Here is a 24141-nt window from a genome sequence, read left to right on the forward strand (position 1 = left end):
GGGTGTGTTTCCCCCCCCATCCGCGGGGGGGGGGTGTCACCCCTCCCTGTTTTGGGCCCCCCGCCGCCGTCGTCCGTTCAGCGCATTCTTCATCGAGTGCGCCGCAACTGCACGTTAGGGGCGTGTATCCGACATCTGCGGCACAGTCGATGGGGTCGGAGAGTCGTAACCGGTGGGATTGTTCTTCTGCCAGCGCCAATGGTCCTGGCACATCTGATCGAGCTTTTTGGTCGTGGACCAGCCCAGATCTGCTAAGGCGGCGGACGGGTCGGCCCAGAACGCCGGAAGATCACCGGGCCGGCGTGCGGCTACTTCATAGGGCAGCTCATGGCCCACGGCGCGTTCGAACGCGTGCAGGACGTCAAAGACAGATGAGCCGATCCCGGAGCCCAGGTTCCAGCGGAATACCCCGGTCTTCTGCGCCACATAACTGACGGCGGCAACGTGCCCTTGGGCTAAATCCATCACATGGATATAGTCCCGCAGACAGGTTCCATCCGGGGTGTCATAGTCGCCGCCGAAGACCATTAGCTTCTCCCGCCGGCCGACGGCGACCTGGGCGATGAAGGGCACCAGGTTGTTCGGAATGCCCAGCGGGTCCTCGCCAATCATTCCGGATTCGTGCGCGCCGACGGGGTTGAAGTACCGCAGCAGGGCGATGTGCCAGCGGCTGTCCGCGGCTCCGATGTCGCTGAGCACATCCTCGATCTGCTCCTTGGTGCGGCCGTATGGGTTATTGGCCCCGATCTCCATCTTCTCCACGTACGGTACGGCATTGTTCTCGCCGTACACCGTGGCCGAAGAGCTGAAAACCATCGTCCGCACACCGTAGTCGTCCATCACCCGGAGCAGGTTCAGGGTGCCGGCGACGTTATTGTGATAGTACTTCAGCGGCTGGCTGACCGATTCCCCGACGGCTTTCAGCCCCGCGAAATGGACGACGGCGTCAATCCTGCTTTCCGAGCCGGCCTCGCCGCTGTTTCGGGCGAAGACCGTACGTAAAGCGGGTTCGTCCAGCAGGTCCACGGCGTGGAAGGCGGCGGTCCTGGCGGTGATGTCCTGCACCCGGCGGAGCGATTCCTCGCTGGAGTTCACCAGATTGTCCACCACGAGCACTTCGTGGCCTGCCTCCAAAAGGCAGAGAACTGTGTGTGAGCCGATGTAGCCGGTCCCGCCGGTAACCAAAACTTTCATGGCATCAGCCTACCGGCCTGCTGATCATGGTCCGGTCGTGCCACGTAATTTGGTCCGGATGTGCTAAAAACGATTATGCCCAAGGTTGTAGATTCGTTGGTTCGTCGGGAAGAGGTGGCTCAGGCCCTCTTCCGCGTTGTTGCCGCATCCGGTCTGGAGTCCGCATCGCTGCGTACCGTCGCCGCCGAAGCGGGACTGGCGGTGGGCTCGGTCCGGCATTACTTTCAGGACCAGTCCGAGCTGATGATCTTTGCATTCCGAACCGTCTCGTCGCGGATCCGCGGTCGAGTGGAAAAGCGCGTGATGGCGCTGGAAGCGGCGCAGGATGGGGACTATGCCGTTGGGCAGGACGCTGACGGGGACGATGCTGTTGGGCAGGACGCCATTAGACCGGTGGTCAGCAAGAGGCCGGCGGCGGCGGCGTGTGTCGATGTCCTGATGGAACTCCTGCCGGTGGATCAGGAACGCCGCTTGGAGTCGAGCGTGTGGCTTTCCTTCGTGACGGCGGCCCGAACCGACAGGGTGCTCGGCGATGAGGCCGATGGCGGCTACCGTGGCACGGCGATACTGGTGGGACGGATCATTATGGTGCTGCTCGCTGCGCCCGAAACGCGGATGGAGCTGGACCCCGTGCTGGAGGCCGAGCGACTGCTGGCCTTGATCGACGGCCTGTGCCTGCACATGCTGCTGCAACCGGGGTGGAGCACGGAAGAATTAAGCCGGACCGTGGTTGAGACCCATTTGGCCTCGCTGAAGAGCTGCTGAGAAGAGTATTCTTGGTTTGTTGTGAAGGCACAGGGCGGAAGGGCGGCAAATGCATCACACCGGCGGCCCGGGCTGGCGTATCACCATGGACACTTCGGCGGCGCTGATGGTAGCGCTGTATCTGCGGGACACGGCCTCGCTGGCCGGGGCCGGAAACCCTGCGCTGTGCGCCACCAGGCCTCCGGCCCGCGCGGCGGATCCGCACCAGTTGACCGCCGGGGTAGGCGGAACGGCCTCGCTCCGACGGGAATGGGAGGATTGGTGGGAACTTTTGTTACGCAGCCACCCCACCAGCCACCCCGAGCTCCTGCCGCCTCAATTCCAGGCGTTCAGCGGAACGCCTGCGCTGCAGCGGCTTCTGCAGGCGCATTTCGGCACCGCAATGAGCTGGACGCGGGAGCGGCAAAGTGAATACACACTGCTCGCGGCCGGGCGGGAAACCATGGGAATGACGGACATCCTCACGCAGCTCGTGGAGGACCGGGAAATGGAGCTGGGCCGGAACGCCCGCGACTTCACCCTGACTATTATTGAATTGCCGCTGACCGAGCCCCGGGCATGGTTCCTTGAGCCGGACCGGCTGTTGATGAGTTCGCAGCTGTTGGAAGACCAAGTCAATTTCCGCAGCTACGTGCAGCCAGTAGTGGAACTGCTGGTCTGACTGATGGCTGATGACTGAGGTCATAGGTCCGGCTACTGGTTGGGAACGCTGACGGTGATGCGGACCTGGTCTGACGGGGCATCGGAAACCTGCCAGCCCTTGTTAACGCCGCCGTCGACGTCCGCCCTGATCCAGCTCTTGCCCGCGAAGGTAACGCTGGTGATTTTCAGTGCAGCCGCGTTGGCGACGGCCCATTGGGCATAGCTCCAGCCGGCTGTGCCCGACGCGCCGATAGTGAGACTGTCAGTGTCGCTGGTTCCTTGGACTGATCCAAAGCCGAGCTGCAGCCCGCTGAGCACCGCAGCCGGATCGCCTGTGCCGCTGACCGGATTTAGTGTGCAATCCAAAGCGGCGGGCGAGAGTCCCGTGAGTGCAGATGCGAAGGCCCGTCCCTGGGGCTCCCGCTGTGCGTAGGCCTCGGGGTAGGCAGAACGCTGTACCTTCTGCGCGGCCTCGGTGATGGGCAGCGTTTCATACCCGCGGACAGTGACGAGGACGTTAAAGAAAGCATTCGTGGAGTAAACCGGATCGAGTATTTCCTCTGCCGTGCCCCAATCCTGCGAGGGACGTTGCTGGAAGAGTCCCAAGGAGTCCAAATCCCCGTGCGTGATGTTGCGCAGCTTGGATTCCTGTAAGGCCACCGCAAGTCCAATTGAAGCGGCTCGCGCCGGAAGACCCCGGCGGACGGAGATGGCGGTAATCAGGGCCGCGTTCTGAGTTTGGTCCACCGCAAGCGGGTAAGAACCACCGGCAGAGGATGCTGTGCACCCCACCGAAAGCGGCGCTGGCCCGGGCTTGAAGAAGCTGACGGCCCAGAGGACGGCAGCCACTACCAGCACAATGACCACGCCGATCGAGAGAAGCCAGATCAGGGCAGCCCGGAGACGGTGTGGGTTCATGTTCTATATCCGGATCAGTTCAACGTTTGTGAACTGCGTCAGTTGGCGTGCAGTGCTGCGTTGAGTTCCACGTTCTGCCCGTGGCGAGGCAATGCCTCGACCTCACCGGTCCCGGAGTTCCGGCGGAACAAGAGATTTGCCACGCCGGACAGCTCGGCTGCTTTGACGATCCGCGGGGTTTCTGCGCGGTCACCGTTCCGGCCGCCGTCGTTGGTGCCGCCGTCGTTGTCCCGCGGCGGCACCATGCGGACCCGGGTACCGGCCGTGACGTACAGCCCGGCCTCGACGACGCAGTCGTCACCGATGCTGATGCCCACGCCGGAATTGGCGCCCAGGAGAACGCGCTCTCCGAGGGTGATTTTCTCCTTGCCGCCGCCGGAAAGGGTGCCCATGATGGATGCGCCGCCGCCGACGTCGGTGCCGTTGCCAACAACCACTCCGGCGGAAATCCGGCCCTCTACCATCGACTCACCGCGTGTACCGGCGTTGAAGTTCACAAAACCCTCGTGCATTACAGTTGTCCCCTCGGCCAGGTATGCACCGAGTCTGACCCGGTCGGCGTCCGCAACCCGGACGCCGGAGGGCACGACGTAGTCCAGCATCCGGGGGAATTTATCCAACCCGTAAACCGTCACGGGGCCGCGTCGACGCAGCTTGGCCCGGGTCAGTTCGAAGTCTTCGGGCGCTGCAGGGCCGAAGTTGGTCCACACGACGGTGGGAAGTTTGCCGAAAATCCCGTCCAGATTCATGCTGTTAGGTTCCGCCAGCCGGTGCGAGAGCAGGTGCAGGCGCAGGTACGCGTCAGCGGTATCCGCCGGGGCCTGGTCCAGGTCTATTTGTGCAAAGACCACCTTCTGGCCAACGCCGCGATCCGGATCGTTCCCGAGCTCCCCGAGGGCACTCAGCTCCGGATCGGCCTCCGGTGCGTCACCAAGGGATCCGACGGCGAACCCCAGCGCCGGGGACGGGAACCAGACGTCCAGAACGATTCCGCTGTCCGTGACCGTGGCCAGGCCGAAGCCGTGGGCAGTACGTTCCGAGCGGGCATGCTGCTGCGGGACAGTGGGCATCACGGGGGCGGTCTCAGTCATAACTTCAGTTTACCGGTTGCCCGGTCGTTGAGCTGACTCGGTGCTGGCTTAGGAGCCCGGAATCCCGTTCCCTTCCATCGAGTAAGGAGGAGATGCTCAATAAAGACGCGAAATGGACGGGTGCGGCACAATCGATGTCAGGGGTGGGTGCGAGGCGGGGTTGACTAGGCTTGGTTCATGACTCACGCATTGGACCTGCAGCAGGATGTTGCCCGCTTGACGGCTGATCTAATCGACATTAGGAGCGTTTCGGGCGGCGAAGGCCCGCTGGCCGACGCTGTAGAGGGCGCACTGCGCGCGCTGCCGCACCTTGAGGTGCTGCGCAATGGCGACTCGATCATGGCACGGACCCTGCTGGGACGGCCCGAGCGCGTCATTCTGGCCGGGCATCTGGATACGGTGCCGCTGCCGACGGCGGCAGGCTCCCGCGGCACCGTTCCGTCCAGTTGGGACGGCGGCGTGCGGGACGGGGGAAAGCCGGATGGCGGCGTGCCGGACGGCGGACACACGGACCGTTCCCCGGGCGAACCGGATGAAGATGCCGTGCTCTTTGGCCGTGGGACCACGGATATGAAGGGCGGAGTGGCCGTCCAGCTCGCCATCGCAGCGGCGGTGACGGAACCTGCCAAGGACGTGACCTTCATTTTCTATGATCACGAAGAGGTAGAGGCATCCAGGAGCGGTCTGGGCCGGCTAATTCGGGACCACCCGCAGTGGTTTCGTGCTGATTTTGGTATCCTGCTCGAACCGACCAACGGTACCGTCGAGGGCGGCTGCAATGGGACCATCCGCCTCGAGGCCAGTACGCGGGGCAAAGCGGCACACTCGGCGCGCGCATGGATGGGGGAAAATGCCATCCATGCTGCAGCAGAGATTCTGGCCCGCTTGCGGAATTACCAACCGGAAACGGTCACTGTAGATGGATTGGATTACAGGGAGGGCCTCAACGCAGTCCGGATTACCGGTGGTACGGCCGGAAACGTCATCCCCGACGCGTGCGTGGTGGAGATCAATTACCGGTTTTCCCCGGACAAGACCCCCGATCAGGCCGAGGCCGTCGTTCGCGCGGTATTGGCCGGATTCGACGTTGTCCGCACGGACGCTGCCGCTGGCGCGCGCCCGGGGCTGAACCATCCGCTCGCCGCCGGCTTTGTTGCCGCCGTCGGCGCTGAGCCCAAACCAAAATACGGCTGGACGGACGTGGCACGGCTCAGCGCGCTGGGCATTCCGGCGGTGAATTTTGGGCCCGGGGATCCGCTGCTGGCGCATAGCGATGACGAACACGTACGCGCAGGCGACATTAGGACCTGCCTGGAGGCTCTTGTCGGTTGGCTGTCCTAGCGGGCGCTAGCTGCCGGCAGAGAGACCAGCGCCCGCGCCCATGTCCAGATTGATGGGCGTCGCCGTCTTGAGCGACTTCGGTCCGCGGCGCAGGCGCCATTCGAGCCACTTGGCGATTCCGGAGAGCAGCAGGCACAGCACAATGTAAGTAGCTCCGGCGACCATCAATGCCGGAAGTACGGGAGATCCATACTGGGCCTGCGTGCCGAAGTAATTGGCCTGGAACAGGATTTCATTGAACGTGATGATAAAGCCCAGCGCTGTGTCCTTGAGAATGACCACCAGCTGGGCGATGATGACCGGCAGCATGGCGCGCACAGCCTGCGGCAGCAGGATCAGCCGCTGCACCTTGCCCTTGGAGAGCCCGATGGCGAATCCGGCTTCCTTTTGCCCCTTGGGCAGCGACTCAATCCCTGCGCGGAATACCTCTGCGAGCACGGATCCGTTGTAGGCAATGAGGGCGACGACGACGGCGGTAAACGGGGTGATTCCGTGCACGCCCAGCGGAGGGAGGCCATAGTAGAGGATCATCATCATGATCAGGACCGGGACGGCGCGGAGCAGTTCGGTCACCCAATAGCACGGAAGGCTGATCCAGCGGTGATCGGAAAGACGCCCAAAGGCGAGGATGACGCCGAACAGCAGACTGCCGACGGCGGCGGCCGCGAAGGCCTGCAGCGTGACCCCAATACTGGACACGATGGTCTGCTGGACCAGCGGGAAGGTGAAAATCTTCCACTTTGCGGCAGTGAACTGGCCGCTTTCGGTAAAGCGCAGGATGATGAAACCGATAATGGCCAGCACCACCAGCGCGGTGACGACGCTCAGGACCACATTGCGGGAGCGGGCGCGGGGCCCGGGGGCATCAAAAAGAATCGAGGTCATCGTGCGACCCTCCATTTATTCTCGAAATAGCGCTGCAGCGGGGACAGGACGCCGATGACCAGGATGACAAAAATGAGGGCTACCCAGAGCAGCCCGGTGAGTGCGGGGAAGCCGCGTTCACTGAGATTCGCCCGAATGGCGCCGGCCTCCAAAACGGAAAATCCCGCCGCAACGGTCGTGTTTTTCAGCAGGGCGATGAAAACGTTAAACAGCGGGGGGATAACGGAGCGGAACGCCTGCGGGAGAATTACCAGTGTCAGGGACTGCATGAACGGCAGGCCAATCGCCCGGGCCGCCTCAGCCTGGCCGACCGGAACCGTGTTAATGCCGGAGCGTATCGCCTCAGCCACGTAAGTGGCGGTGTAGAGGGAAAGCCCGATGATGGCCGCGGTAATGAAGTTAACCGGTACCAGCCCAAGCTTGGGGTAGCCCAGGGCAAAGAACGCCAGGATTACCGTCAGCGGCATATTGCGAACGGTATTGACGTACAGTGTTCCGGCGCCCCGCATGGCAGGAACGGGGGAGACGCGCATCGCCGCGACGACGGTGCCGAGTATTAAGGCAAAAAAAGCCGAGACAATGAAAAGTATCCCGGTGTTCTTAAACCCCGTCGTGAACAGCTCGAGGTTTTCGGTAAGTGTGTCCACAATGCCCTGTCTTCTTCAATTCCGTCCGGTTCTGGTGGAACCGGTGGTCCCGGCCGCTGCATGCGGCCGGGACCACCGGTTATCAATCAGGGATTTAGTACTGGTCGACCTTGGGCTGTTCCACCTTGGTCCCGGACTTGCCGAGCGTATCGTTGTAGATCTTCGTCCAGGTGTCTGAACCGTCGGTGAACATCTTGTTGATGAACGTGCGCAGCGCGGTGTCACCCTTGGGGAGGCCGACGCCGTACTTTTCGGTGGTGAACGGCTCGCCAACCACCTTGAAGGTATCCGGTTCCTGGGCGGCATAGCCGATCAGAATGGCCTGGTCAGTGGTGACTGCGTCAACCTGGCCACCGCGGAGTGCCTCGATGCACTTGGAGTAGGTATCAAATTCCGTGGTCTTCGTATCCGGGAAGTTTGCCTTGATGTTCTGGATCGGAGTTGATCCGGTAGCCGAGCAAACGTTCTTGCCGGCGAGGTCCTTCTCACTCTTGATAGTGGTGTTGTCCTTCTTCACCAGCAGGCCCTGGCCCGTGACGAAGTACGGGCCGGCGAAGTCGATCAGCTGCTTGCGCTTGTCCGTGATGGAGTACGTGCCGACGTAGTAGTCGATGTCGCCATTGGTGATGGCCGATTCACGGCTCGCCGAGGGGATAGGCTTGAACTCGATTTTGTCCTTGGCCACGCCCAACGATGCGGCAACCCACTCGGCGATCTCGATGTCGAACCCGGTGTATTCGCCGGTGGCGGCATCCTTGAACCCGAGTCCGGGCTGATCCTGCTTGACACCGACGCGGACAGTGCCGCTGGACTTAATCTTATCGAAGGTCGGGCTGCCGGTGAGGCTGACGTCCTTGGCGACGGCAAAGGAAGGGCCGGACCCGGCGTCGGCCCCCGAGCCGCTTGCGCCGGCGTCCCCCGAACCGCCGCCGCAGGCGGACAGCGCCAATGCTGCCGCCGCGATAACGGCTGCGGCCCCCAGCCGCTTTTTGGCAAAGAATGCCTTCATGATGTTCCTTTCGTTGTTCGGCCGCAACTGCGGCCTGGATGCGAGATCATTGCTGCCGCCACACGGCTGAACGCAGGCGGCTGGATGAGGAGTGGTGGAGCGGGGCCCGTGCACGGCTGCCGGCTCCGCTTGCTGAGGTCCGGTTGTCACGTGCTGCATCGGGCCGCGTCAGTGCGTGAGGATCTTCGAGAGGAAGTCCTTGGCACGTTCACTCTTGGGATGGGTGAAGAATTCCTCTGGCTGGCTGTCTTCGATGATCTGGCCGTCGGACATGAAGACGACCCTGTCCGCGGCCTTGCGGGCAAAGCCCATCTCGTGGGTGACAACGATCATCGTCATCCCGTCTTTGGCCAGACCGACCATGACATCGAGGACTTCATTGATCATTTCCGGGTCCAGCGCCGACGTCGGCTCGTCAAAGAGCATGACCTTGGGTTTCATCGCCAGCGCCCGCGCGATCGCGACACGCTGCTGCTGCCCGCCGGAAAGCTGGGCGGGCAGCTTCTGCGCCTGATGTCCGACGCCGACACGTTCCAGTAACTCCATTGCCTGCCGGTCCGCTTCCGCTTTCGACAGGCCCTTGACCTTGATCGGGCCGAGCGTCACGTTTTCCAGAATGGTCTTGTGAGCGAAGAGGTTAAAGGACTGGAAAACCATGCCGACGTCGGCACGCAGCCGGGCCAGTTCCTTGCCCTCGGCGGGAAGTTTCTTGCCGTCAATCCGGATCTCGCCGTCGTCGATCGTCTCCAAGCGGTTTATTGCCCGGCACAGGGTTGACTTTCCGGAACCCGAAGGGCCGATGACGACAACGACTTCGCCTCTTTTGACCTGCAGATTAATGTCCTGCAGAACGTGCAACGAACCGTAGTGCTTATTAACCGCGGTCAGTTCCACGAGCGCAGGCGCAGCAGCTTCACTTGTCATAAGGAGAATCTACCTAATCTTCCCAGCCGGTTGGAGGTTTGTGGGTGTACTGGCTTCGATCGTAACTCGAAAGAGACCTAAAACACGGCACCGGGCCGTGCTGATGGTGGCATAGCCTTAGGGAATGAGCGCACCAACCGAATCGAACCGCCACAGGTCTCCACGCCGCAAGGGCCCCGTCGAGCTCCGCCGTGACCAGGCGCACGGCTCCACGGCAGACTCGCGTTTGCTGGATTCACGCAATGGCGGGGACTTCACGCACACCGATCCGTGGCGCGTGATGCGCATTCAAAGCGAATTCGTCGAGGGGTTCGGTGCCTTGGCGAACGTTGGCCCGGCCGTGAGTGTGTTCGGATCGGCGCGTACCAAGCCGGGAAGTATCCACTATGAGATGGGCGTCGAAGTCGGCCGCAGACTGGCCGAAGCCGGAATCGGTGTGATCACCGGTGGCGGCCCTGGTTCGATGGAGGCTGCCAACAGGGGAGCCTGCGAGGCAGGCGGGCTCTCGGTGGGGCTTGGCATTGAGTTGCCTTTCGAACAGGGGATGAACGACTGGGTGGATCTGGGCATTAATTTCCGATATTTTTTCGCCCGGAAAACCATGTTCGTGAAATATGCGCAAGGCTTCATAGTGCTGCCCGGCGGGCTAGGGACACTGGACGAGCTTTTCGAAGCCATGGTGCTGGTGCAGACACACAAAGTCACCTCGTTTCCCATTGTCCTGATCGGCAAAGATTTTTGGGGCCCGCTGCTGGAGTGGATCTCCAGCAGGTTGGTGGCCGATGGACTGGTGTCGTCGAAAGACCTGAACATCGTTGCATTGGCGGACTCCGCTGAGGAAGCCGTGAACATGATGCTGGCCGGCGGCGTGACCGGCCGGCGCTAGGGCACGACCTGCATCGCCTGTAGTGTCTGCAGACCGGTCAGGATCCAGCCGGATCTGGCACCATGGGTCAGTGACTTATTTCCTGATCTTTCTGGCCATTGTGGTGGCCGGGGCCGTGGCTTTGTACGTCGTCGGGCTGGCCAAGCCTGCCCCCGGTGACTCGACTGCCGGTGACTCGACACCCGGTGACTCGACGGCCGGGGAGCGCGCCGCGGGTCAGGACGGGTTTACCGCGCCCGTGGCCAATCTGCCGCCAGTGCTGCTGCCGGAAATCCCGGAACCCGAAGATGTGGACAGACTGCGGTTTTCGCTGGGTTTGCGGGGCTATCGGATGGATCAGGTTGACGACGTCCTGGATCGGCTGCGGGACCAGCTCGCGGCCAAGGATGCGCGGATCGCCGCGCTGGAAGCGAAGCCACCCGAGGACAGCGCACCGTGAGCGCCCTGATTGTCGGAGCGGACGGTAAAGCACGCTGCGGGTGGGCCGGTATGAGTTCCAATGCGGACTATGAGCGTTACCATGACCAGGAGTGGGGCCGACCGGTCACTGGTGAGCGCGATGTGTTCGAGCGGCTCAGCCTGGAAGCGTTCCAGTCGGGGTTGAGCTGGATTACCATTTTGCGTAAGCGTGAAGCTTTCCGAAGCGCCTTCAGCAATTTTGAGCCCGCTGCCGTGGCGGCGTTCGATGAAGCTGACGTCCAGCGCCTGCTCAGTGATGCGGGGATCGTCCGTAATGGCGCCAAGATCCGCGCAACCATTTCCAACGCGCGAGCGGTGGAGAACCTCCCGGACGGGGAAACGCTCGCCGGCCTTGTGCATTCATTTGCCCCGAAGGCCGCTTCGCCTACCGGGCCAGGGCCAGCTGTGCCATCGTCAACCGTGGAATCCGCTGCCCTGGCTGTTGCGCTGAAAAAGCGCGGTTTCCGGTTTGTTGGCCCCACCACGGCCTACGCGATGATGCAGGCAATAGGGCTGGTCAACGACCATCTGGCTGGTTGTTGGGTTCGTGGAGATGCCTGAGCCCGAAACGTCCGAGCCAGTAGCCGCCGGCTCGGGAACCGCGGTGACACTAAACGATGTCTTATGGCAACGCCTGCTGCGCGGAGCTGACACCGCCCGGCGGTGGCCGTGGTGGATCCGCATTGCGGTGATTTATCTGGCGGCAAGGTTTGTTTCATATTGTATTTTTGAAGCCGTCTCGCTGCATCAGGGGATCAGCCCCTGGGGCGGTGCGCATCCGGATTACCTGCACTTTGTCGGAATCTGGGACAGCACGTGGTACCGGGACGTCTTTGACAATGGATATCCGCGTGTCATTCCCCGGGACGCAGCCGGCGTGGCGCGGGAAAATTCATGGGCGTTTTACCCGCTGTATCCGTTTTTGGTCCGTGGGCTGAGCGCTATTACGTCGCTCGGCTGGCTGGTGCTGGCTCCGGCCCTCTCGCTGGCGGCCGGTTTGGCTGCGTCCTTACTGATCTACCGGCTCTTTCGCCGCTTTGCCTCAACCTCGACGGCGACGTGGGGCATCGTCTTCTTCGTTACCTTCCCCGTCTCTCCTGTCCTGCAGGTGCCCTACGCTGAATCCCTGAGCTTGTTGCTCTTGGCGGCGGCGCTGTATCTGTTGGTCCGGCAGCGCTATCTGTGGGCGATGCCGGTCGTCGTGCTGATGTGCCTGAGCCGTCCGGCGGGCGTTCCGTTTGCAGCCGTCGTCGGAGCGCATCTGCTGTTCCGGTTTCTGCGTCGAAGAACCGTCCAGTTCCGGACCGCCGAGCTGCTCAGCGGTATGGCGCTGTTGCTCGTCAGTGCGTTGGCGGCGTTTGCTTGGCCATTGATCGCTTGGGCTGCGACAGGTCAGCCGACGGCCTACACGGACACCGAGACTGCGTGGCGCGGCACTGCACTCGAGCTTTTCACTCCATGGTTGGACACCGGGCGGCAACTCTTCGGCCCGGTGCTGGGACCGCTGGCGCCCTTGGTCCTGGTGCTGTTGTTCGCGTTGTACATGGGCTCACGCGCCGTGCGGAACATCGGCAGCGATTTACGGTTGTGGTGCATTGGGTACTTCGGCTACATCCTGGCGGTCCTACAGCCGCAGACGAGCACTTTCCGCATGCTGCTGCCACTGTTTCCGTTGGCCCTTGCAGCCGCTTTCGTCTCACGTTCGCGGGCGTACCGCGGCACTATCCTGGTCCTGTTCATCCTGCTGCAGATTGTCTGGGTCGCGTGGTTGTGGTCCTGGGCGGAGTTGCCCGGCGGAGGGGACTATCCGCCGTAGAGGCGCGCCCCGGGCGGTGCGGGCGCACGCCGTCGCGCGGCGCTGCGATTAGCACCGGACCCATTTCTGCAGGATAATGGTGTGAGCGAAACAACAGGGCAGCCGAAGATTGCCCCGGTTGCACGGACCTTCTTACGGCCGTGCAGTCGACGTTACCTCGCGGTCGGGGGATCTGCCAAGAGACCATCGTCCGCAATATGTGAAGGGAAATTCCTTATGGCGGCGATGAAACCCAGAACCGGCGACGGTCCAATGGAAGTTACAAAAGAGGGGCGCAGCCTGATTATGCGGGTTCCACTCGAAGGCGGAGGACGCCTGGTGGTAGAACTCAAGGTCGCCGAGGCCGTCAACCTCAAGGAATGCCTGACGGGCGCAACGGAGTAATCGCTAGGCGGCCGCCCCTCCATCCGGGATCAACGCTTTCAACAGTACTGTCAACAGGGTTGAACCGTCCGGGACGCCCAGCCCGGTGCACGCGTCCCACCCGGGTCCGGCAGTAAACGCACCGTTGTCTCCGCTGGTGATATCCCGGAAGCCAGCCGGGACCGTACCCTGGCTGGCTTTACCGTAGAGGGCCGGCTGCAGCAGACCCAATCCGCGTCCGGCTGCCTGCGCCAGCCGGGCGATCAGGGCAGCCCACAATGGTGCCACGGCGCTGGTCCCGCCGATCACCATATCGTGGCCATCCACTCGGACACGGTACCCCGTCTGCGGATCTGCGACTGCGGAGACATCCGGAACTCCACGTCCGCTCTTCCCGTCCGGAGCCGGGACACCTGCGCTGCCCTGCCACAGCGGAAGTCCGAAGGCTGTACTGACGCCTCCGCCGGTGGCGCCGCCGGAAGCGCCATTATTCCACACCGTTTCGGACTTCACGGCACCGGTGGCCGGGGTCGCATCCAAACGGGTCCCGCCGCAGGCCAGCGCGTGCGGGCTGGAGGCCGGGAAGTCCACATGCGCCTTCTTGTCCGTCGCACGGTCGGTGCTGCCGTCGTCGCCCGCCGCTGCCGTCACGCTAACGCCCAGAATCGCCGCATCCTGCATCGCCTGATCCATGGCATTGCGCGCCTGCCCGGTCCAGGCGTCTTCGCTTTGTCCCCAGCTGATGCTGATGGCGGCAGGCGCAGGGACTGCGTGGGAAGCAGCGCTGAGGGCGTTGAGGAAACCGGCATCCGTATTAGGGGCGAAATAGACGATAATTTCTGCCCCGGGTGCCAGCGCGCCTGCGACTTCAATGTCCAGCATGACTTCTCCATCAGCCCCTGCTGGGTCTTGGCCGGGGCGATTGTCCGCTCCATCGACTCCGACCGCGCGGACCACGGGGGCAGCGATTCCGAGGTCCCCGAAATACGTATCCAGGTCGCTCTGCTGATAGCCGCCACCGAGTTCGATGATGGCGATTCTCTGGCCGGACCCGTCGTAGCCGATGGGAAACTTATACACGCGGCCCAGATCCAGCGGTGTGTAGGATACCGACTGCGCGGCGGCCGGCACTATCCGAAAGAGCGTACGGGATTGCGGCCTGTCGTCGAGCCCGAGCACAGCTGTCACTATGCCGTCCAGATTGGCGGGGACGCTCAATGTGCCGGTGCGGCGGCGCTGCGTTCCGCCGGAGCCCTCCGCAACGTCACTCTGCCTCAACCGGGTGCCGAAAATGCGGTCCATGACTCCGGCGCTGGCACTGACCCTGACACGCCGGGAAGGGCCGTCGGATTCGACCACGGTGGCCCCCAGCGAGGTGAGCGTTGAGATTACGAGGTCAAGATCCTCCGGCGCCGCACCGAACGCGTCCGCGAGTTGCTGAGGATTCAGCGGCGTGGCGAACGCCTCTTGGCCGGGCTCCGCCCGGCGCCGCAGGATGAGCGTAGCGTCAACCTGGACGGAAGAGTGCAGCGCTGCCAGCTCCGCGGCCGGAGCCACCCCCCTGACCTCGGTCCGTTCGCTCCCGGGAAGCTCACACAGATCCAATGGCTGTTCGGTCTGTGGAGGCTGGGCGGGGTCTGCTGGCTGCGCGGGGGTGTCCTGGTTCTCCGACTGTGGCGTATTCATGTAACTGGTTTACCACCGGGAACAGACAGGGAGAAGAGGTATCGGGATCCGAAGTGCTTGATGGTCCTGCCGGGCCTGTGTTGCTGGACCGCGCCGTCCGAGGACTGAGGAGCCTAGCGCTTGACGGCCAGCAGCAGTCCATCGCCGGTAGGCAGCAGCGCACTCATCAGCCGTTCGTCCTCCCGGACAGTTTTCCCTACTTGACGCAGGACCACTGTTCCAGCGTCGCGGATGGCAGGGTCGGAGACGCGGTCTTTATCCAGCGCGTCGTTGACGATCAGCAGACCGCCGGGCTTGAGTAGCCGGATGGCCTGTTCGATGTATCCCGGGTAGGAGGGTTTGTCGGCGTCGATGAACACCAGATCGTAGGCGGAATCCGTCAGCCGCGGCAACACGTCCGCCGCCCGCCCAGAGATGGTGCGCGTGCGGTTGGCGGGAGATCCGGACTCGACGAAGGCCTCACGGGCAGCCTTGAGATGGTCCACGTCGACATCGATGGTGGTCAGGACAGACTGTCGATTCAACCCGCGCAGCAGGCAGACCCCTGAGACCCCGGCTCCTGTTCCTATTTCCACGGCCGTTTGAGCCTTGGATGCGGCGGCAAGCACGGTGAGCGCTGAACCGACGCCGGGGCTGACCGGAAAAATTCCAAGCTCATGGGAACGCTCACGGGCACGCAGCAAAACATCGTCCTCGTTCGGCAGGCCTTCGGTATAGGACCAGCTGGTGGACTTGTCGGCACTCATGACTCTGGGTTTCCTACTCTGTTGCACGGATTGCATCCAAGCCTACTGCCTGGCGGAAAAATGCCCTGTTACGCGCTGGGTAAGTCTGTCAGTGATTATCCAGCTTAATTTGGCATACTTAAGACTCGTCGAATATTACCGGCAGACGAAACACGGCAGCGGACCATCCGGCCGGGGAGCGGCAACGAATAGCAAGTGAGACCCCGCCACCGGCGGAGTCTTTGCCGGAGGGTAGCCTCCGGCGGCATGTTTTTTGCTTGACTCTGCCTCCCCGCTTAAAAGGGAGGGCAAGGACAGAAAGGAGCGGCCATGACTGCAATAGCAGCGGCTGCGGCACACGGACCGGTCGCATCGACGTCCGCGTCCGGGACTTCCGGCGGGACCTCTGACGGCGGAACAGTAGAGCAGCAGGGATATTTTGAGTCCCCGGGTGATCCCGAATGGGTGGCACCGTCCTGGGAGGAGGTCGTCACCAACCATTCCGCGAAGGTGTTTCGTCTGGCGTACCGGCTGACCGGGAACAGATACGATGCCGAGGACCTCACGCAGGAAGTTTTTGTCCGTGTTTTCCGTTCACTGGCAAATTTCAAGCCGGGGACCCTGGACGGCTGGCTGCACCGGATCACCACCAACCTTTTCCTTGACCAGGCACGGCGTAAAAGCCGGATTCGTTTCGACGCGCTGGGCGAGGACGCCGAGACGCGGCTGCCGGGCAGGGAACCCGGCCCGGAACGCCTCTTCGAATACAACAATCTGGACATTGATGTACAGGCTGCGCTCGAGGCGCTGCCGCCGGACTTCCGTGCCGCCGTGGTGCTCTGTGATCTGGAAGGTCTTTCCTACGATGAGGTTGCCGCTGCGCTGGGGATAAAGCTTGGAACGGTGCGGTCGCGCATCCACCGCGGCAGGACCATGCTGCGTGAATCCCTGGCGCACCGTGCACCCGCCGGCGCATCCGGTGCACAGATGGATTCCGCGCGGAAGGCTGCCAAGCCGAGGCTGAAGCTGCCGCGCATTGCCGGCATTCATTAGCCGTGCAGAACCGGCGCGGGAGGCTATGCGGCGCTAAGTCGCCGCAATTGAGCCGGAGAGGGTAATCTTCCTAGGGTGTTTGGAATCAATACTCCGGAGCTGCTCATCATTGCCATTGTGGCAGTGCTGGTGATCGGCCCTCAGCGGTTGCCCGAATACGTTGAAAAGCTCAAGAATCTGATTCGCGAGGTCCGCCGGATGGCTGCCGGTGCGCGGGAAACCATCAAGGACGAGGCCGGCCTTGATCTTGACGAGATCGACTGGAAAAAGCTTGATCCGCGCCAGTACGATCCTCGCCGGATCATCCGCGACGCGCTGATGGACGACGACGATGCCCCGGTCAAGCCCGTCAGCGCAGCGGGTCCGGCGGCGGCTGCACTTGGTACGGCAGCATCGGAAAGTCTGTCCCTGCAGAAAAGCGCTGAATCCACGCCCATGTGGGGTGGTCCGGGCAGTACCGGCTCCGCTGACGGCCGGGTTCTTGACCGGCTGGCCGCCGGAGAACGTGCTCCCTTCGATGTTGAAGCCACCTGAAACCCAAAGTCAGCTGTAGCTAAAAGTCCGCTGAAGCCCGAAACCTGTCCACGCTAGCTGGGCCTGACGTCTAGTTTGAGACCGGCGAGCCCGCGCGGACGTACAGCCAATCGGTCTGCAATTCCCTGCAAAGCCCTCGCACTGGCGGCATCCGGAGTGGACAGCACTATTGGTGCGCCGCTGTCTCCGCCTTCGCGCAGCGCTATCTCCAGCGGGATCTGGCCCAGCAGCGGCACCGGCGCGTTCATGGTCTGACTCAGCCTTTGGGCCAGGAGTCCGCCGCCGCCGGAGCCAAACAGGTCCATGGCGCTGCCGTCCGGCAACGTCAGATATGACATATTTTCGATCACGCCCGCGACTTTCTGACCGGTCTGCAGCGCAATAGCACCGGCACGCTCGGCCACCTCGGCCGCCGCTGCCTGTGGAGTGGTGACCACCAGGATCTCGGCCTTCGGCAGTAATTGGGCGACCGAAATCGTCACATCGCCCGTGCCGGGGGGCAGATCCAGGAACAGCACGTCAAGGTCGCCGAAGTAAACGTCGGTCAGAAACTGTTCCAGTGCCCGGTGCAGCATCGGCCCGCGCCATGCGACGGGTTGGTTCCCGGTGATGAACATCCCGATGGAGATGACCTTGACCCCGAAAGCCACCGGTGGCAGGATCATCTCGTCCACGCGGGTAGGACTCTGCGTAACACCGTTCGTCGTCAATCCCATTAGGCCAGGTACGGAAAAGCCGTAGATGTCGGCGTCTACGATGCCGACCCGCAGGCCCTTGGCGGCCATAGCGCAGGCCAGATTCACCGTGACACTTGACTTGCCCACGCCGCCCTTGCCGCTGGCAACGGCATAGACGCGGGTGAGGGAGCCGGGTTCGTTAAAAACAATGCCGCGGGTTCCGCCGGGTCCCTGGAGTTGTTCCTTGAGCGCCTGCCGTTGCGCCACCGTCATCGCGGTCAGCTCCACCTCAACGTCGGTCACCCCGTCGACACCGGCAAGCGCCCGGGCGGCATCGGCGCGGATGGTGTCGCGCATCGGGCAGCCCGCGATAGTGAGCAGGACAACGGCGTGTACCCGGCCGTCGTCGTCGGCTGTTACCTCTTTAACCATGCCAAGGTCGGTGATCGGGCGCCGCAGCTCCGGATCGATCACTGATGCCAGCGCGGCATGCAGCGCGGCAACCGATGGTCCAATCCCATTTCCGGACGTCGTGAAACCTTCAACTGGCGCCATCTTAGTTTCCTGACCTGGACCGTGTGCCGGGGTTCCTGCCGGCCTGGATGCGTGGAAGTGCGGTAGTTTTCGGGGAGCCCTTGCTGTCCCGGGAACTTTCCCGGACCGGTTGGGCCTCGGCATCCACCTCGTGATCCTGGGCCGTCAACAGCTCCTCCAGCAGTGACCGCAGCTCGGAACGGACAAAGTCGCGGGTGGCTACTTCGCGCAGCGATATCCGCAGGGCCGCCACCTCGCGGGTGAGGTATTCCGTGTCTGCGAGGTTGCGCTCGTCGCGGGCGCGGTCCTGCTCAATGGTGACGCGGTCCCGGTCATCCTGCCGGTTCTGCGCCAGCAGGATCAGCGGTGCGGCGTAGGAGGCCTGAGTGGAGAAGAACAGGTTCAGCAGGATAAAAGGGTACGGATCCCATTTGAGACCGAAAAGCCCCACCACGTTGAATGCGATCCAGACGATGACGAAAATTGTCATGTAGAGCAGGAAGTTCGCGGTGCCCATATAGCGTGCGAAGCGCTCGGCAAAGCGGCCGAAGGTGTCCGGATCGCTGGCGAAATTGGGCAGCATCCGGGAACGCAGCTCGCGGGGGGTGTCCAGACCGCCGAGCTTGGTGGGGTGCTTCTCAGCCAAGGCGGCCTCCTGGTTTTCTGATCGGGGCGCCGTCGTCGTGGGTTCGCCAGTCGTCCGGGAGCAGATGGTCCAAGAGGTCGTCAACAGTCACCGCCCCTACCAAGCGGCCGGCCTTATTAACCACCGGCAGCGAGTTGAGGTTGTAGGAGGCCATTGTGTGGCTGACTTCGCTGACACTCGCGTGGTCCGAAACGGGCTCCAGCATGGTGTCCACAATGCTTCCGAGCTGTTCAGGCGGGGCACTGCGCAGCAGCTGCTGGATATGCACCACGCCCAGGAATCGACCCGTGGGTGTTTCCAGCGGTGGCCGGCAGATGAAAATAGCGGACGCCAGCGCGGGGGAGAGCTCCTCGCTGCGCACATGCGCCAGCGCCTCGGCTACCGTCGCTTCGGGCGGGAGGATCACCGGTACCGGCGTCATCAGACCGCCGGCCGTGTCGTCGTCGTACTGCAGCAACCTGCGGACGTCGTCGGCGTCGTCGGGATTCATCAACGCCAGCAGTTGCTCCGCCTTCGCCGGAGACAGATCAGCGAGCAGGTCCGCGGCGTCGTCAGGATCCATTTCCTCCAGCACGTCCGCTGCGCGCTCATTGTCCAGTGCGGAGAGCAGCTGTACCTGATCTTCCTCGGGGAGCTCCTGCAGCACGTCGGCCAGCCGCTCATCCTGGAGCTCGCTGGCGACTTCGATGCGCCGCTTGTCCGACATTTCCTGCAGTGCGTCGGCAAAGTCCGCGGGCTTGAGGTCCTCGTGCGTGGCAACAAACTGCCCGGCGCCCTGCGGCTCGGTATTCTCGCCCTGGTTCGCATCCGACCAGTCGATCAACATGGTGTGCCCGCGGCGCAGGCCCCGCAGCCTGGAGGTGGAGGATCCGCGGCGGACGAACAGCTGGCGGATCAGCCAGTCCCCGTTGCGCTGCTCTTCGAGGGCGATGTCCTCCACGACCGCGTCCCCGGTGCCGTCGGTCAGCGTCACCTTGCGGTCAAAGAGCTCACCTACCACCAGCATCTCTGCGCCGCGCTGGTCAAAGCGGCGCAGATTGACCAGCCCGGTGCAGATGATCTGCGTTTGCTCCATGGACGTCACCCGGGTCATTGGCACAAAAACACGCTTCTTGCCGGGAACCTCGACGACGATGCCAACGGCGTGCGGTGCGCCGGTGACACCGCGGGCAAGCACGACGACGTCACGCAGCCGCCCCAGCCGGTCACCCAGCGGGTCGAAAACGTCGAGTCCGAGAAGGCGCGCAACAAAGACGCGCGAGGGATTGGTGCTCACTAGTACAGGCTACGTCGCGGGCCGCCGATTGCGGGAATTCCGGGCCGGATGTGGCGTTTGCTTTCAGTTTTCGCGGCGCCCGGCAGGGACGGGAACGGGGGGGGGGGGGGGGGGCGGGAGCGGGTGTACGAGCGGGTGCACGAGCGGGTGCACGAGCGGGTGCCCCAGCGGGTGCACGAGCGGGTGCACGAGCGGGTGTACGAGCGGGTGCGGGTTCACTGCCAGCGATATCCCTGCGCGCCGTCAGGATCATGGGAGACAATGGAGTATGGCAAACCTTTTTGGACGCACCCGCGGCGTGGACTCAGCTCGTGCTGTGCCCGTCGGAGACACCGTAGGCTCTTACACCTCCTACCTTGATGCCCAGAAGGCAGTGGATTACCTCGCGGACCATAAATTCCCCGTTCAACAGGTCTCGATTGTCGGCAATGATCTGAAAATGGTGGAACGGGTCACCGGCAAGCTCAGCTACCCCCGCGTGGCGCTCTCCGGCGCTTTGACGGGTGCCTGGTTCGGACTTTTCGTTGGCGTACTGCTCTCCTTTTTTGGCCCCGGCTCGGCCAGCGGCGGGGTTTCCTTGATGACCTCGATCCTGATGGGCGCCGCCTTCTGGATGCTGTTCGGTATTGCCAGCTATGCGATGCAGCGCGGCAAGCGGGACTTCACGTCCACCAGCCAGGTTCTTGCTTCCAGCTATGACGTTATTGTTGCCCCGGACGTGTCCTCCGAGGCGCGCCGGCTGCTCTCCCAGCTCCCGATGAGCAAGGGCGCGGCGCTTCCGGCTCAGGCTGCCCGGACTTATCAGCCACCGGCTGCGCCCAACCAGCCGGCCGCGCCCAACCAGCCGGGGCAGAGCTACCCCGGTCAGAACTACCCGGGTCAGAATCAGCCGACGCCGACTCCGCCGGCCCGGCCGAATGGGTGGACCGACCCTTACGGCGCGTCCGGCGAAACAGGCCAGAGTAAGCCAGGCAACAGCCAGGGCGGCCCCGGGAACGAGGCGCCCGTAGAAGGGGCCGTGGTTGCCCCCTCGGGAAAGACTCCCGGCACCTATTCCGACCTGCCCGACGGCCGTCCTCAGTACGGCATCCGCCTGCCGCAGAACCCGGAGAACCCGCCCGCCGCGGAGGTCCCGCCCTCCCCGGAAGCCCCACAGGCCGCGGAAGTCCCATCATCGGAGCCGGCCGCGCAGCCCCCGCAGGCACCCCCTGTTCCGCAGCAGGACCCCGCGGACGTTCCTGCCGAAGATTCCCGGCAGCCTGTGCCCCCTGCCGACAGGTAGCGGGGGCAGCGCGAAACCGGTCGTGCGAAGCCGGGGCGTTCCCGTCAGGCCGGGACTCTGCCCCCGTTTTTCATGGCCTGGCCCTTGTATTAGTGGCCCAGTACGTACGACGGCGACCCGCACCTTTCGATGCGGGTCGCCGTCGTCGTCGTCGTACTGGTCCGGGCAGGGCTGCGTGCCTTGGCCGGGAGGTCAGCTGTTGGCGGCAGCTTCCGCGCCGTAGATGCCGGCCATCCAGGATTCGACCTCGTCCGGCGTGCGCGGCAGTGCCTCGCTCAGGTTGACCGGACCCTCGGCGGTGATCAGGATGTCGTCCTCGATCCGGACACCGATACCGCGGTATTCGGCGCCGATTCCCAGATCTTCTTCCTTGAAGTACAGACCCGGTTCAATGGTGAAGATCATCCCTTCGGCAATGATGCCGTCCAGGTAGAGGTCCCGCTTGGCCTGGGCGCAGTCGTGCACATCGAGGCCAAGGTGATGGCTGGTGCCGTGCGGCATCCAGCGCCGGTGGTGCTGGCCTTCATCAGAGAGCGCGACTTCCGCGGAGACCGGCAGCAGGCCCCACTCTTCCAACCGCGACGCAAGGACCTCCATGGCGGCGGTGTGGACGTCGCGGAACCTGCGCCCCGGGACGGCGACGGCGAAGGCGGCATCGGCAGCGTCCAGGACGGCCTGGTAAACCTTGCGCTGGGTTTCGGTGTATTTGCCGTTCACGGGAACCGTACGCGTGACGTCGGCTGTGTAGAGTGAGTCAGCCTCGACCCCCGCATCCACCAGGATCAGTTCACCGGCCCTGACCGAGCCGGTGTTGCGGGTCCAGTGCAGAATGGTGGCGTTATTGCCCGCCGCGGCAATGGTGTCGTAACCGAGTTCATTACCTTCCTCCCGTGCGCGGGCAAAGAATGCGCCCTCCACCACGCGTTCACCGCGGGCATGGGTGATGGCGCGGGGAAGCGCCTTAACGATTTCCTCAAAGCCGGCAACGGTCGCTGCGACCGCGAGCTCCATCTGCCGCACTTCCCAGTCATCCTTAATCAGCCGCAGCTCGGAAAGTGCCTCTGCGAGCTTGTCGTCGAGGGCATCCAGGGCGCTCAGATCCAGCTGCTCTGGGTCCTTTGCCGTGTTGTACCGTGCGGTGTCAACAAGGGCGTCAATGTTCTCATCCACCTTGCGGACCAGGCGGACGGAAACGCCGCCAACGGAAGGCTCCCCAACGTTCTTGGTAACGGCAATTTCCAGTTCATCAAGGTGTGCTGTGGCCAGTGCCAATCGCGCGGCGAATTCCTCCAGTGTCGGCCGCGGGCCGATCCAGAATTCCCCCGAGCGGGCGTCGGCATAAAACTGTGTGGTGTCCCGGCCGGCCAGCGGGCGGAAGTACAGCGTCGCATGGTGGTTGCCGCCGTCGTCGCCGGCGCCTTCGTCCGTCGGCTCCATGACCAGCACAGCGTCCGGTTCGTGATCCACGCCCAGACCCGTAAGGTGCGCGAACCCCGAATGCGGGCGGAAGCGGTAATCGGTGTCGTTGGAGCGGACTTTCAACGGGCCCGCCGGGATCGCCAAGCGCTCGCCCGGGAACTGCACAGACACGGCACGACGGCGGCGCGCGGCATGGTCTGCGACCTCCGCACGCTCCGGCACGGTGAGCGGGGCCGGCGCCCAATTACTGGCCATAAAAGCGCGGAAAGCTTCCGATTGAGGCTTCTGGGACCGGTTGTTCACGCGGTCCTCAAGGGGCTGTTGTGCGGATGCGGACTCTGGGGTGCTCTGCTGGGACTCATTCACCCCTTTAGTCTCTCACCGCGCCCCGGCCTCCGGCCACCGGCGGTTCCTCGCAGCTGAGCCGGCCGGCTCAGTCCGTCTTGAGTGCACGCACGCGGGAGCAGCCGGACGTAGGCTGTGAGGGTGAGGATCGATCTGCATACCCATTCCAATGTTTCGGACGGAACCCAGCCACCGGCCGTTTTGCTGGCTGCGGCCAAAGACGCGGCCCTGGATGTGCTGGCGCTGACCGATCATGATTCCACCGGAGGCTGGGGGGAAGCAGCCGCGGCAGCACGGGAGGTTGGGGTGGTGCTGGTCCCGGGCATGGAGGTGTCCTGCCGGACGGCCGAGGGCATCAGCGTTCATTTGCTCTCCTACCTCCATGATCCATCCCATCCCGGTCTGCTCGAGGAAATCACCAAGGCCAAGGATGCCCGCCTGTCGCGGGCAACGCGCCTCGTGGAGCGGCTGGCTGAGGATTATCCGCTGAATTGGGACGACGTCACGCAGCATATTGCACCGGGTGCCACGGTGGGCCGGCCACACATTGCCGACGCCCTGGTGGCCGCCGGAATCGTCGAAGACAGGACCGAGGCTTTTAGAAGTATTCTCTCCTCCCATTCGCGATACTACGTCTCGCATTATGCGCCGGACCCGATACTGGCGATTGAGCTGGTGCGGGCGGCCGGGGGAGTACCGGTTTTTGCGCATCCGGTCGCATCGGCCCGGGGCCGCGTGGTTGCGGACCAGACGTTCGAGGAGATGATCGACGCCGGTCTGCTGGGAGTCGAGGTGGACCACCGGGATAATCCGGAGCAGGGGCGGGTTTGGCTCCGGGCGCTGGCGGCGCGGCGCGGTCTGCTGATGACAGGGTCCTCGGATTACCACGGTGCGGGGAAGCCCAACCTGCTGGGGGAAAACCTCACTGCTGCGCACGTACTGGCCAGGATCGAAGAGCTTGCCAGCGGCTCACCGGTCATTCGCCCTTAGCTGCTGCGGCTTAGCTCAATGACGCTGCTGGCCC

25 protein-coding genes are annotated in these 24141 nt (G+C 63.5%); 12 read left to right on the forward strand and 13 right to left on the reverse strand.

Going from position 1 to position 24141, the window contains the following annotated elements:
* Positions 1-114 precede the first annotated feature (114 nt).
* A complete protein-coding gene (gene galE, locus IV500_RS13275) occupies positions 115-1194 on the reverse strand; it encodes a UDP-glucose 4-epimerase GalE (RefSeq protein ID WP_196397286.1) in 1080 nt (359 codons plus the stop codon).
* Between the two features lie 75 nt (positions 1195-1269).
* Between galE and IV500_RS13280 the strand changes: the two genes are divergently transcribed.
* Positions 1270-1959, forward strand: a complete 690-nt coding sequence (locus IV500_RS13280; RefSeq protein ID WP_196397287.1) for a TetR/AcrR family transcriptional regulator — start codon at positions 1270-1272, stop codon at positions 1957-1959.
* A 49-nt stretch (positions 1960-2008) separates the two neighbouring features.
* Positions 2009-2620 carry a hypothetical protein gene (locus tag IV500_RS13285; RefSeq protein WP_196397288.1) on the forward strand — a complete coding sequence of 204 codons (612 nt, stop codon included), beginning with the start codon at positions 2009-2011 and terminating at the stop codon, positions 2618-2620.
* 32 nt (positions 2621-2652) lie between these two features.
* Here the strand turns inward: IV500_RS13285 and IV500_RS13290 are convergent, their stop codons facing one another.
* Both IV500_RS13290 and dapD read right to left on the reverse strand, forming a co-directional pair.
* Positions 2653-3519: a hypothetical protein gene (locus IV500_RS13290; protein ID WP_196397289.1), complete on the reverse strand. Its 867-nt coding sequence runs from the start codon at positions 3517-3519 to the stop codon at positions 2653-2655.
* Between the two features lie 38 nt (positions 3520-3557).
* On the reverse strand, positions 3558-4610 hold the full coding sequence (dapD, locus tag IV500_RS13295) for a 2,3,4,5-tetrahydropyridine-2,6-dicarboxylate N-succinyltransferase (RefSeq protein ID WP_196397290.1): 1053 nt from the start codon (positions 4608-4610) through the stop codon (positions 3558-3560).
* Between the two features lie 177 nt (positions 4611-4787).
* Here dapD and dapE point away from each other — a divergent pair, with 177 nt between their 5' ends.
* A complete protein-coding gene (gene dapE / locus IV500_RS13300; RefSeq protein ID WP_196397291.1) occupies positions 4788-5951 on the forward strand; it encodes a succinyl-diaminopimelate desuccinylase in 1164 nt (387 codons plus the stop codon).
* A gap of 6 nt (positions 5952-5957) precedes the next feature.
* Here the strand turns inward: dapE and IV500_RS13305 are convergent, their stop codons facing one another.
* The 4 genes from IV500_RS13305 to IV500_RS13320 form a co-directional block, all read right to left on the reverse strand.
* Entirely contained in the window at positions 5958-6836 is an 879-nt protein-coding gene (locus tag IV500_RS13305; RefSeq protein ID WP_196397292.1) for an amino acid ABC transporter permease, read from the reverse strand.
* The gene (locus IV500_RS13310) at positions 6833-7483 is read right to left on the reverse strand and encodes an amino acid ABC transporter permease (protein ID WP_196397293.1); all 651 of its coding nucleotides are present in this window, start codon (positions 7481-7483) and stop codon (positions 6833-6835) included. Before IV500_RS13310 ends, IV500_RS13305 begins: the two co-directional genes overlap by 4 nt.
* 94 nt (positions 7484-7577) lie before the next feature.
* On the reverse strand, positions 7578-8492 hold the full coding sequence (locus IV500_RS13315) for a glutamate ABC transporter substrate-binding protein (protein WP_196397294.1): 915 nt from the start codon (positions 8490-8492) through the stop codon (positions 7578-7580).
* 168 nt (positions 8493-8660) lie between these two features.
* Positions 8661-9416 carry an amino acid ABC transporter ATP-binding protein gene (locus IV500_RS13320; RefSeq protein ID WP_196397295.1) on the reverse strand — a complete coding sequence of 252 codons (756 nt, stop codon included), beginning with the start codon at positions 9414-9416 and terminating at the stop codon, positions 8661-8663.
* A gap of 124 nt (positions 9417-9540) precedes the next feature.
* On the opposite strand from IV500_RS13320, the gene IV500_RS13325 reads away from it, so the two are divergent.
* From IV500_RS13325 to IV500_RS13345, 5 genes are all read left to right on the forward strand, one after another.
* Positions 9541-10302: an LOG family protein gene (locus IV500_RS13325; RefSeq protein ID WP_196397296.1), complete on the forward strand. Its 762-nt coding sequence runs from the start codon at positions 9541-9543 to the stop codon at positions 10300-10302.
* A gap of 70 nt (positions 10303-10372) precedes the next feature.
* Positions 10373-10741 carry a DivIVA domain-containing protein gene (locus IV500_RS13330; protein ID WP_196397297.1) on the forward strand — a complete coding sequence of 123 codons (369 nt, stop codon included), beginning with the start codon at positions 10373-10375 and terminating at the stop codon, positions 10739-10741.
* Positions 10738-11322 carry a DNA-3-methyladenine glycosylase I gene (locus IV500_RS13335; protein ID WP_312875925.1) on the forward strand — a complete coding sequence of 195 codons (585 nt, stop codon included), beginning with the start codon at positions 10738-10740 and terminating at the stop codon, positions 11320-11322. The genes IV500_RS13330 and IV500_RS13335 overlap by 4 nt, the downstream gene beginning before the upstream one ends.
* Positions 11315-12577 (forward strand): hypothetical protein, encoded by a 1263-nt coding sequence (locus IV500_RS13340; RefSeq protein ID WP_230854930.1) that lies wholly within the window; start codon positions 11315-11317, stop codon positions 12575-12577. Before IV500_RS13335 ends, IV500_RS13340 begins: the two co-directional genes overlap by 8 nt.
* A gap of 216 nt (positions 12578-12793) precedes the next feature.
* Positions 12794-12961, forward strand: a complete 168-nt coding sequence (locus IV500_RS13345; RefSeq protein WP_196397298.1) for a DUF3117 domain-containing protein — start codon at positions 12794-12796, stop codon at positions 12959-12961.
* Between the two features lie 3 nt (positions 12962-12964).
* On the opposite strand, the gene IV500_RS13350 is transcribed toward IV500_RS13345, so the two are convergent.
* Both IV500_RS13350 and IV500_RS13355 read right to left on the reverse strand, forming a co-directional pair.
* Positions 12965-14626, reverse strand: a complete 1662-nt coding sequence (locus tag IV500_RS13350) for a S53 family peptidase (RefSeq protein WP_196397299.1) — start codon at positions 14624-14626, stop codon at positions 12965-12967.
* Positions 14627-14739: 113 nt separating this feature from the next.
* Complete coding sequence (locus IV500_RS13355; protein ID WP_196397300.1) at positions 14740-15372, reverse strand: O-methyltransferase; 633 nt, start codon at positions 15370-15372, stop codon at positions 14740-14742.
* Between the two features lie 309 nt (positions 15373-15681).
* Here IV500_RS13355 and sigE point away from each other — a divergent pair, with 309 nt between their 5' ends.
* Both sigE and IV500_RS13365 read left to right on the forward strand, forming a co-directional pair.
* Positions 15682-16404 (forward strand): RNA polymerase sigma factor SigE, encoded by a 723-nt coding sequence (sigE, locus tag IV500_RS13360; RefSeq protein ID WP_196397301.1) that lies wholly within the window; start codon positions 15682-15684, stop codon positions 16402-16404.
* A 75-nt stretch (positions 16405-16479) separates the two neighbouring features.
* Complete coding sequence (locus IV500_RS13365; protein WP_196397302.1) at positions 16480-16938, forward strand: twin-arginine translocase TatA/TatE family subunit; 459 nt, start codon at positions 16480-16482, stop codon at positions 16936-16938.
* Positions 16939-16991: 53 nt separating this feature from the next.
* Here IV500_RS13365 and IV500_RS13370 read toward each other — a convergent pair whose 3' ends face one another.
* Genes IV500_RS13370 through IV500_RS13380 form a run of 3 tightly spaced genes read right to left on the reverse strand, consistent with a single transcriptional unit; the run spans position 16992 to position 20071 of the window.
* A complete protein-coding gene (locus IV500_RS13370; protein WP_196397303.1) occupies positions 16992-18170 on the reverse strand; it encodes an Mrp/NBP35 family ATP-binding protein in 1179 nt (392 codons plus the stop codon).
* A gap of 1 nt (position 18171) precedes the next feature.
* Positions 18172-18795 carry a DUF1003 domain-containing protein gene (locus tag IV500_RS13375; protein ID WP_230854931.1) on the reverse strand — a complete coding sequence of 208 codons (624 nt, stop codon included), beginning with the start codon at positions 18793-18795 and terminating at the stop codon, positions 18172-18174.
* Positions 18788-20071 (reverse strand): magnesium transporter MgtE N-terminal domain-containing protein, encoded by a 1284-nt coding sequence (locus tag IV500_RS13380; RefSeq protein WP_196397304.1) that lies wholly within the window; start codon positions 20069-20071, stop codon positions 18788-18790. The genes IV500_RS13375 and IV500_RS13380 overlap by 8 nt, the downstream gene beginning before the upstream one ends.
* A 268-nt stretch (positions 20072-20339) precedes the next feature.
* Here IV500_RS13380 and IV500_RS13385 point away from each other — a divergent pair, with 268 nt between their 5' ends.
* Positions 20340-21353, forward strand: coding sequence for a YflT domain-containing protein (locus IV500_RS13385; protein WP_196397305.1), 1014 nt, complete (start codon positions 20340-20342; stop codon positions 21351-21353).
* Between the two features lie 192 nt (positions 21354-21545).
* Here IV500_RS13385 and IV500_RS13390 read toward each other — a convergent pair whose 3' ends face one another.
* Positions 21546-23138 (reverse strand): aminopeptidase P family protein, encoded by a 1593-nt coding sequence (locus tag IV500_RS13390; RefSeq protein ID WP_196397306.1) that lies wholly within the window; start codon positions 23136-23138, stop codon positions 21546-21548.
* Positions 23139-23258: 120 nt separating this feature from the next.
* Here IV500_RS13390 and IV500_RS13395 point away from each other — a divergent pair, with 120 nt between their 5' ends.
* A complete protein-coding gene (locus IV500_RS13395; protein WP_196397307.1) occupies positions 23259-24107 on the forward strand; it encodes a PHP domain-containing protein in 849 nt (282 codons plus the stop codon).
* Positions 24108-24141: the final 34 nt, after the last annotated feature.

Origin of the sequence: Arthrobacter terrae (assembly GCF_015708085.1) — a bacterium.
Taxonomy (GTDB): domain Bacteria; phylum Actinomycetota; class Actinomycetes; order Actinomycetales; family Micrococcaceae; genus Arthrobacter_M; species Arthrobacter_M terrae.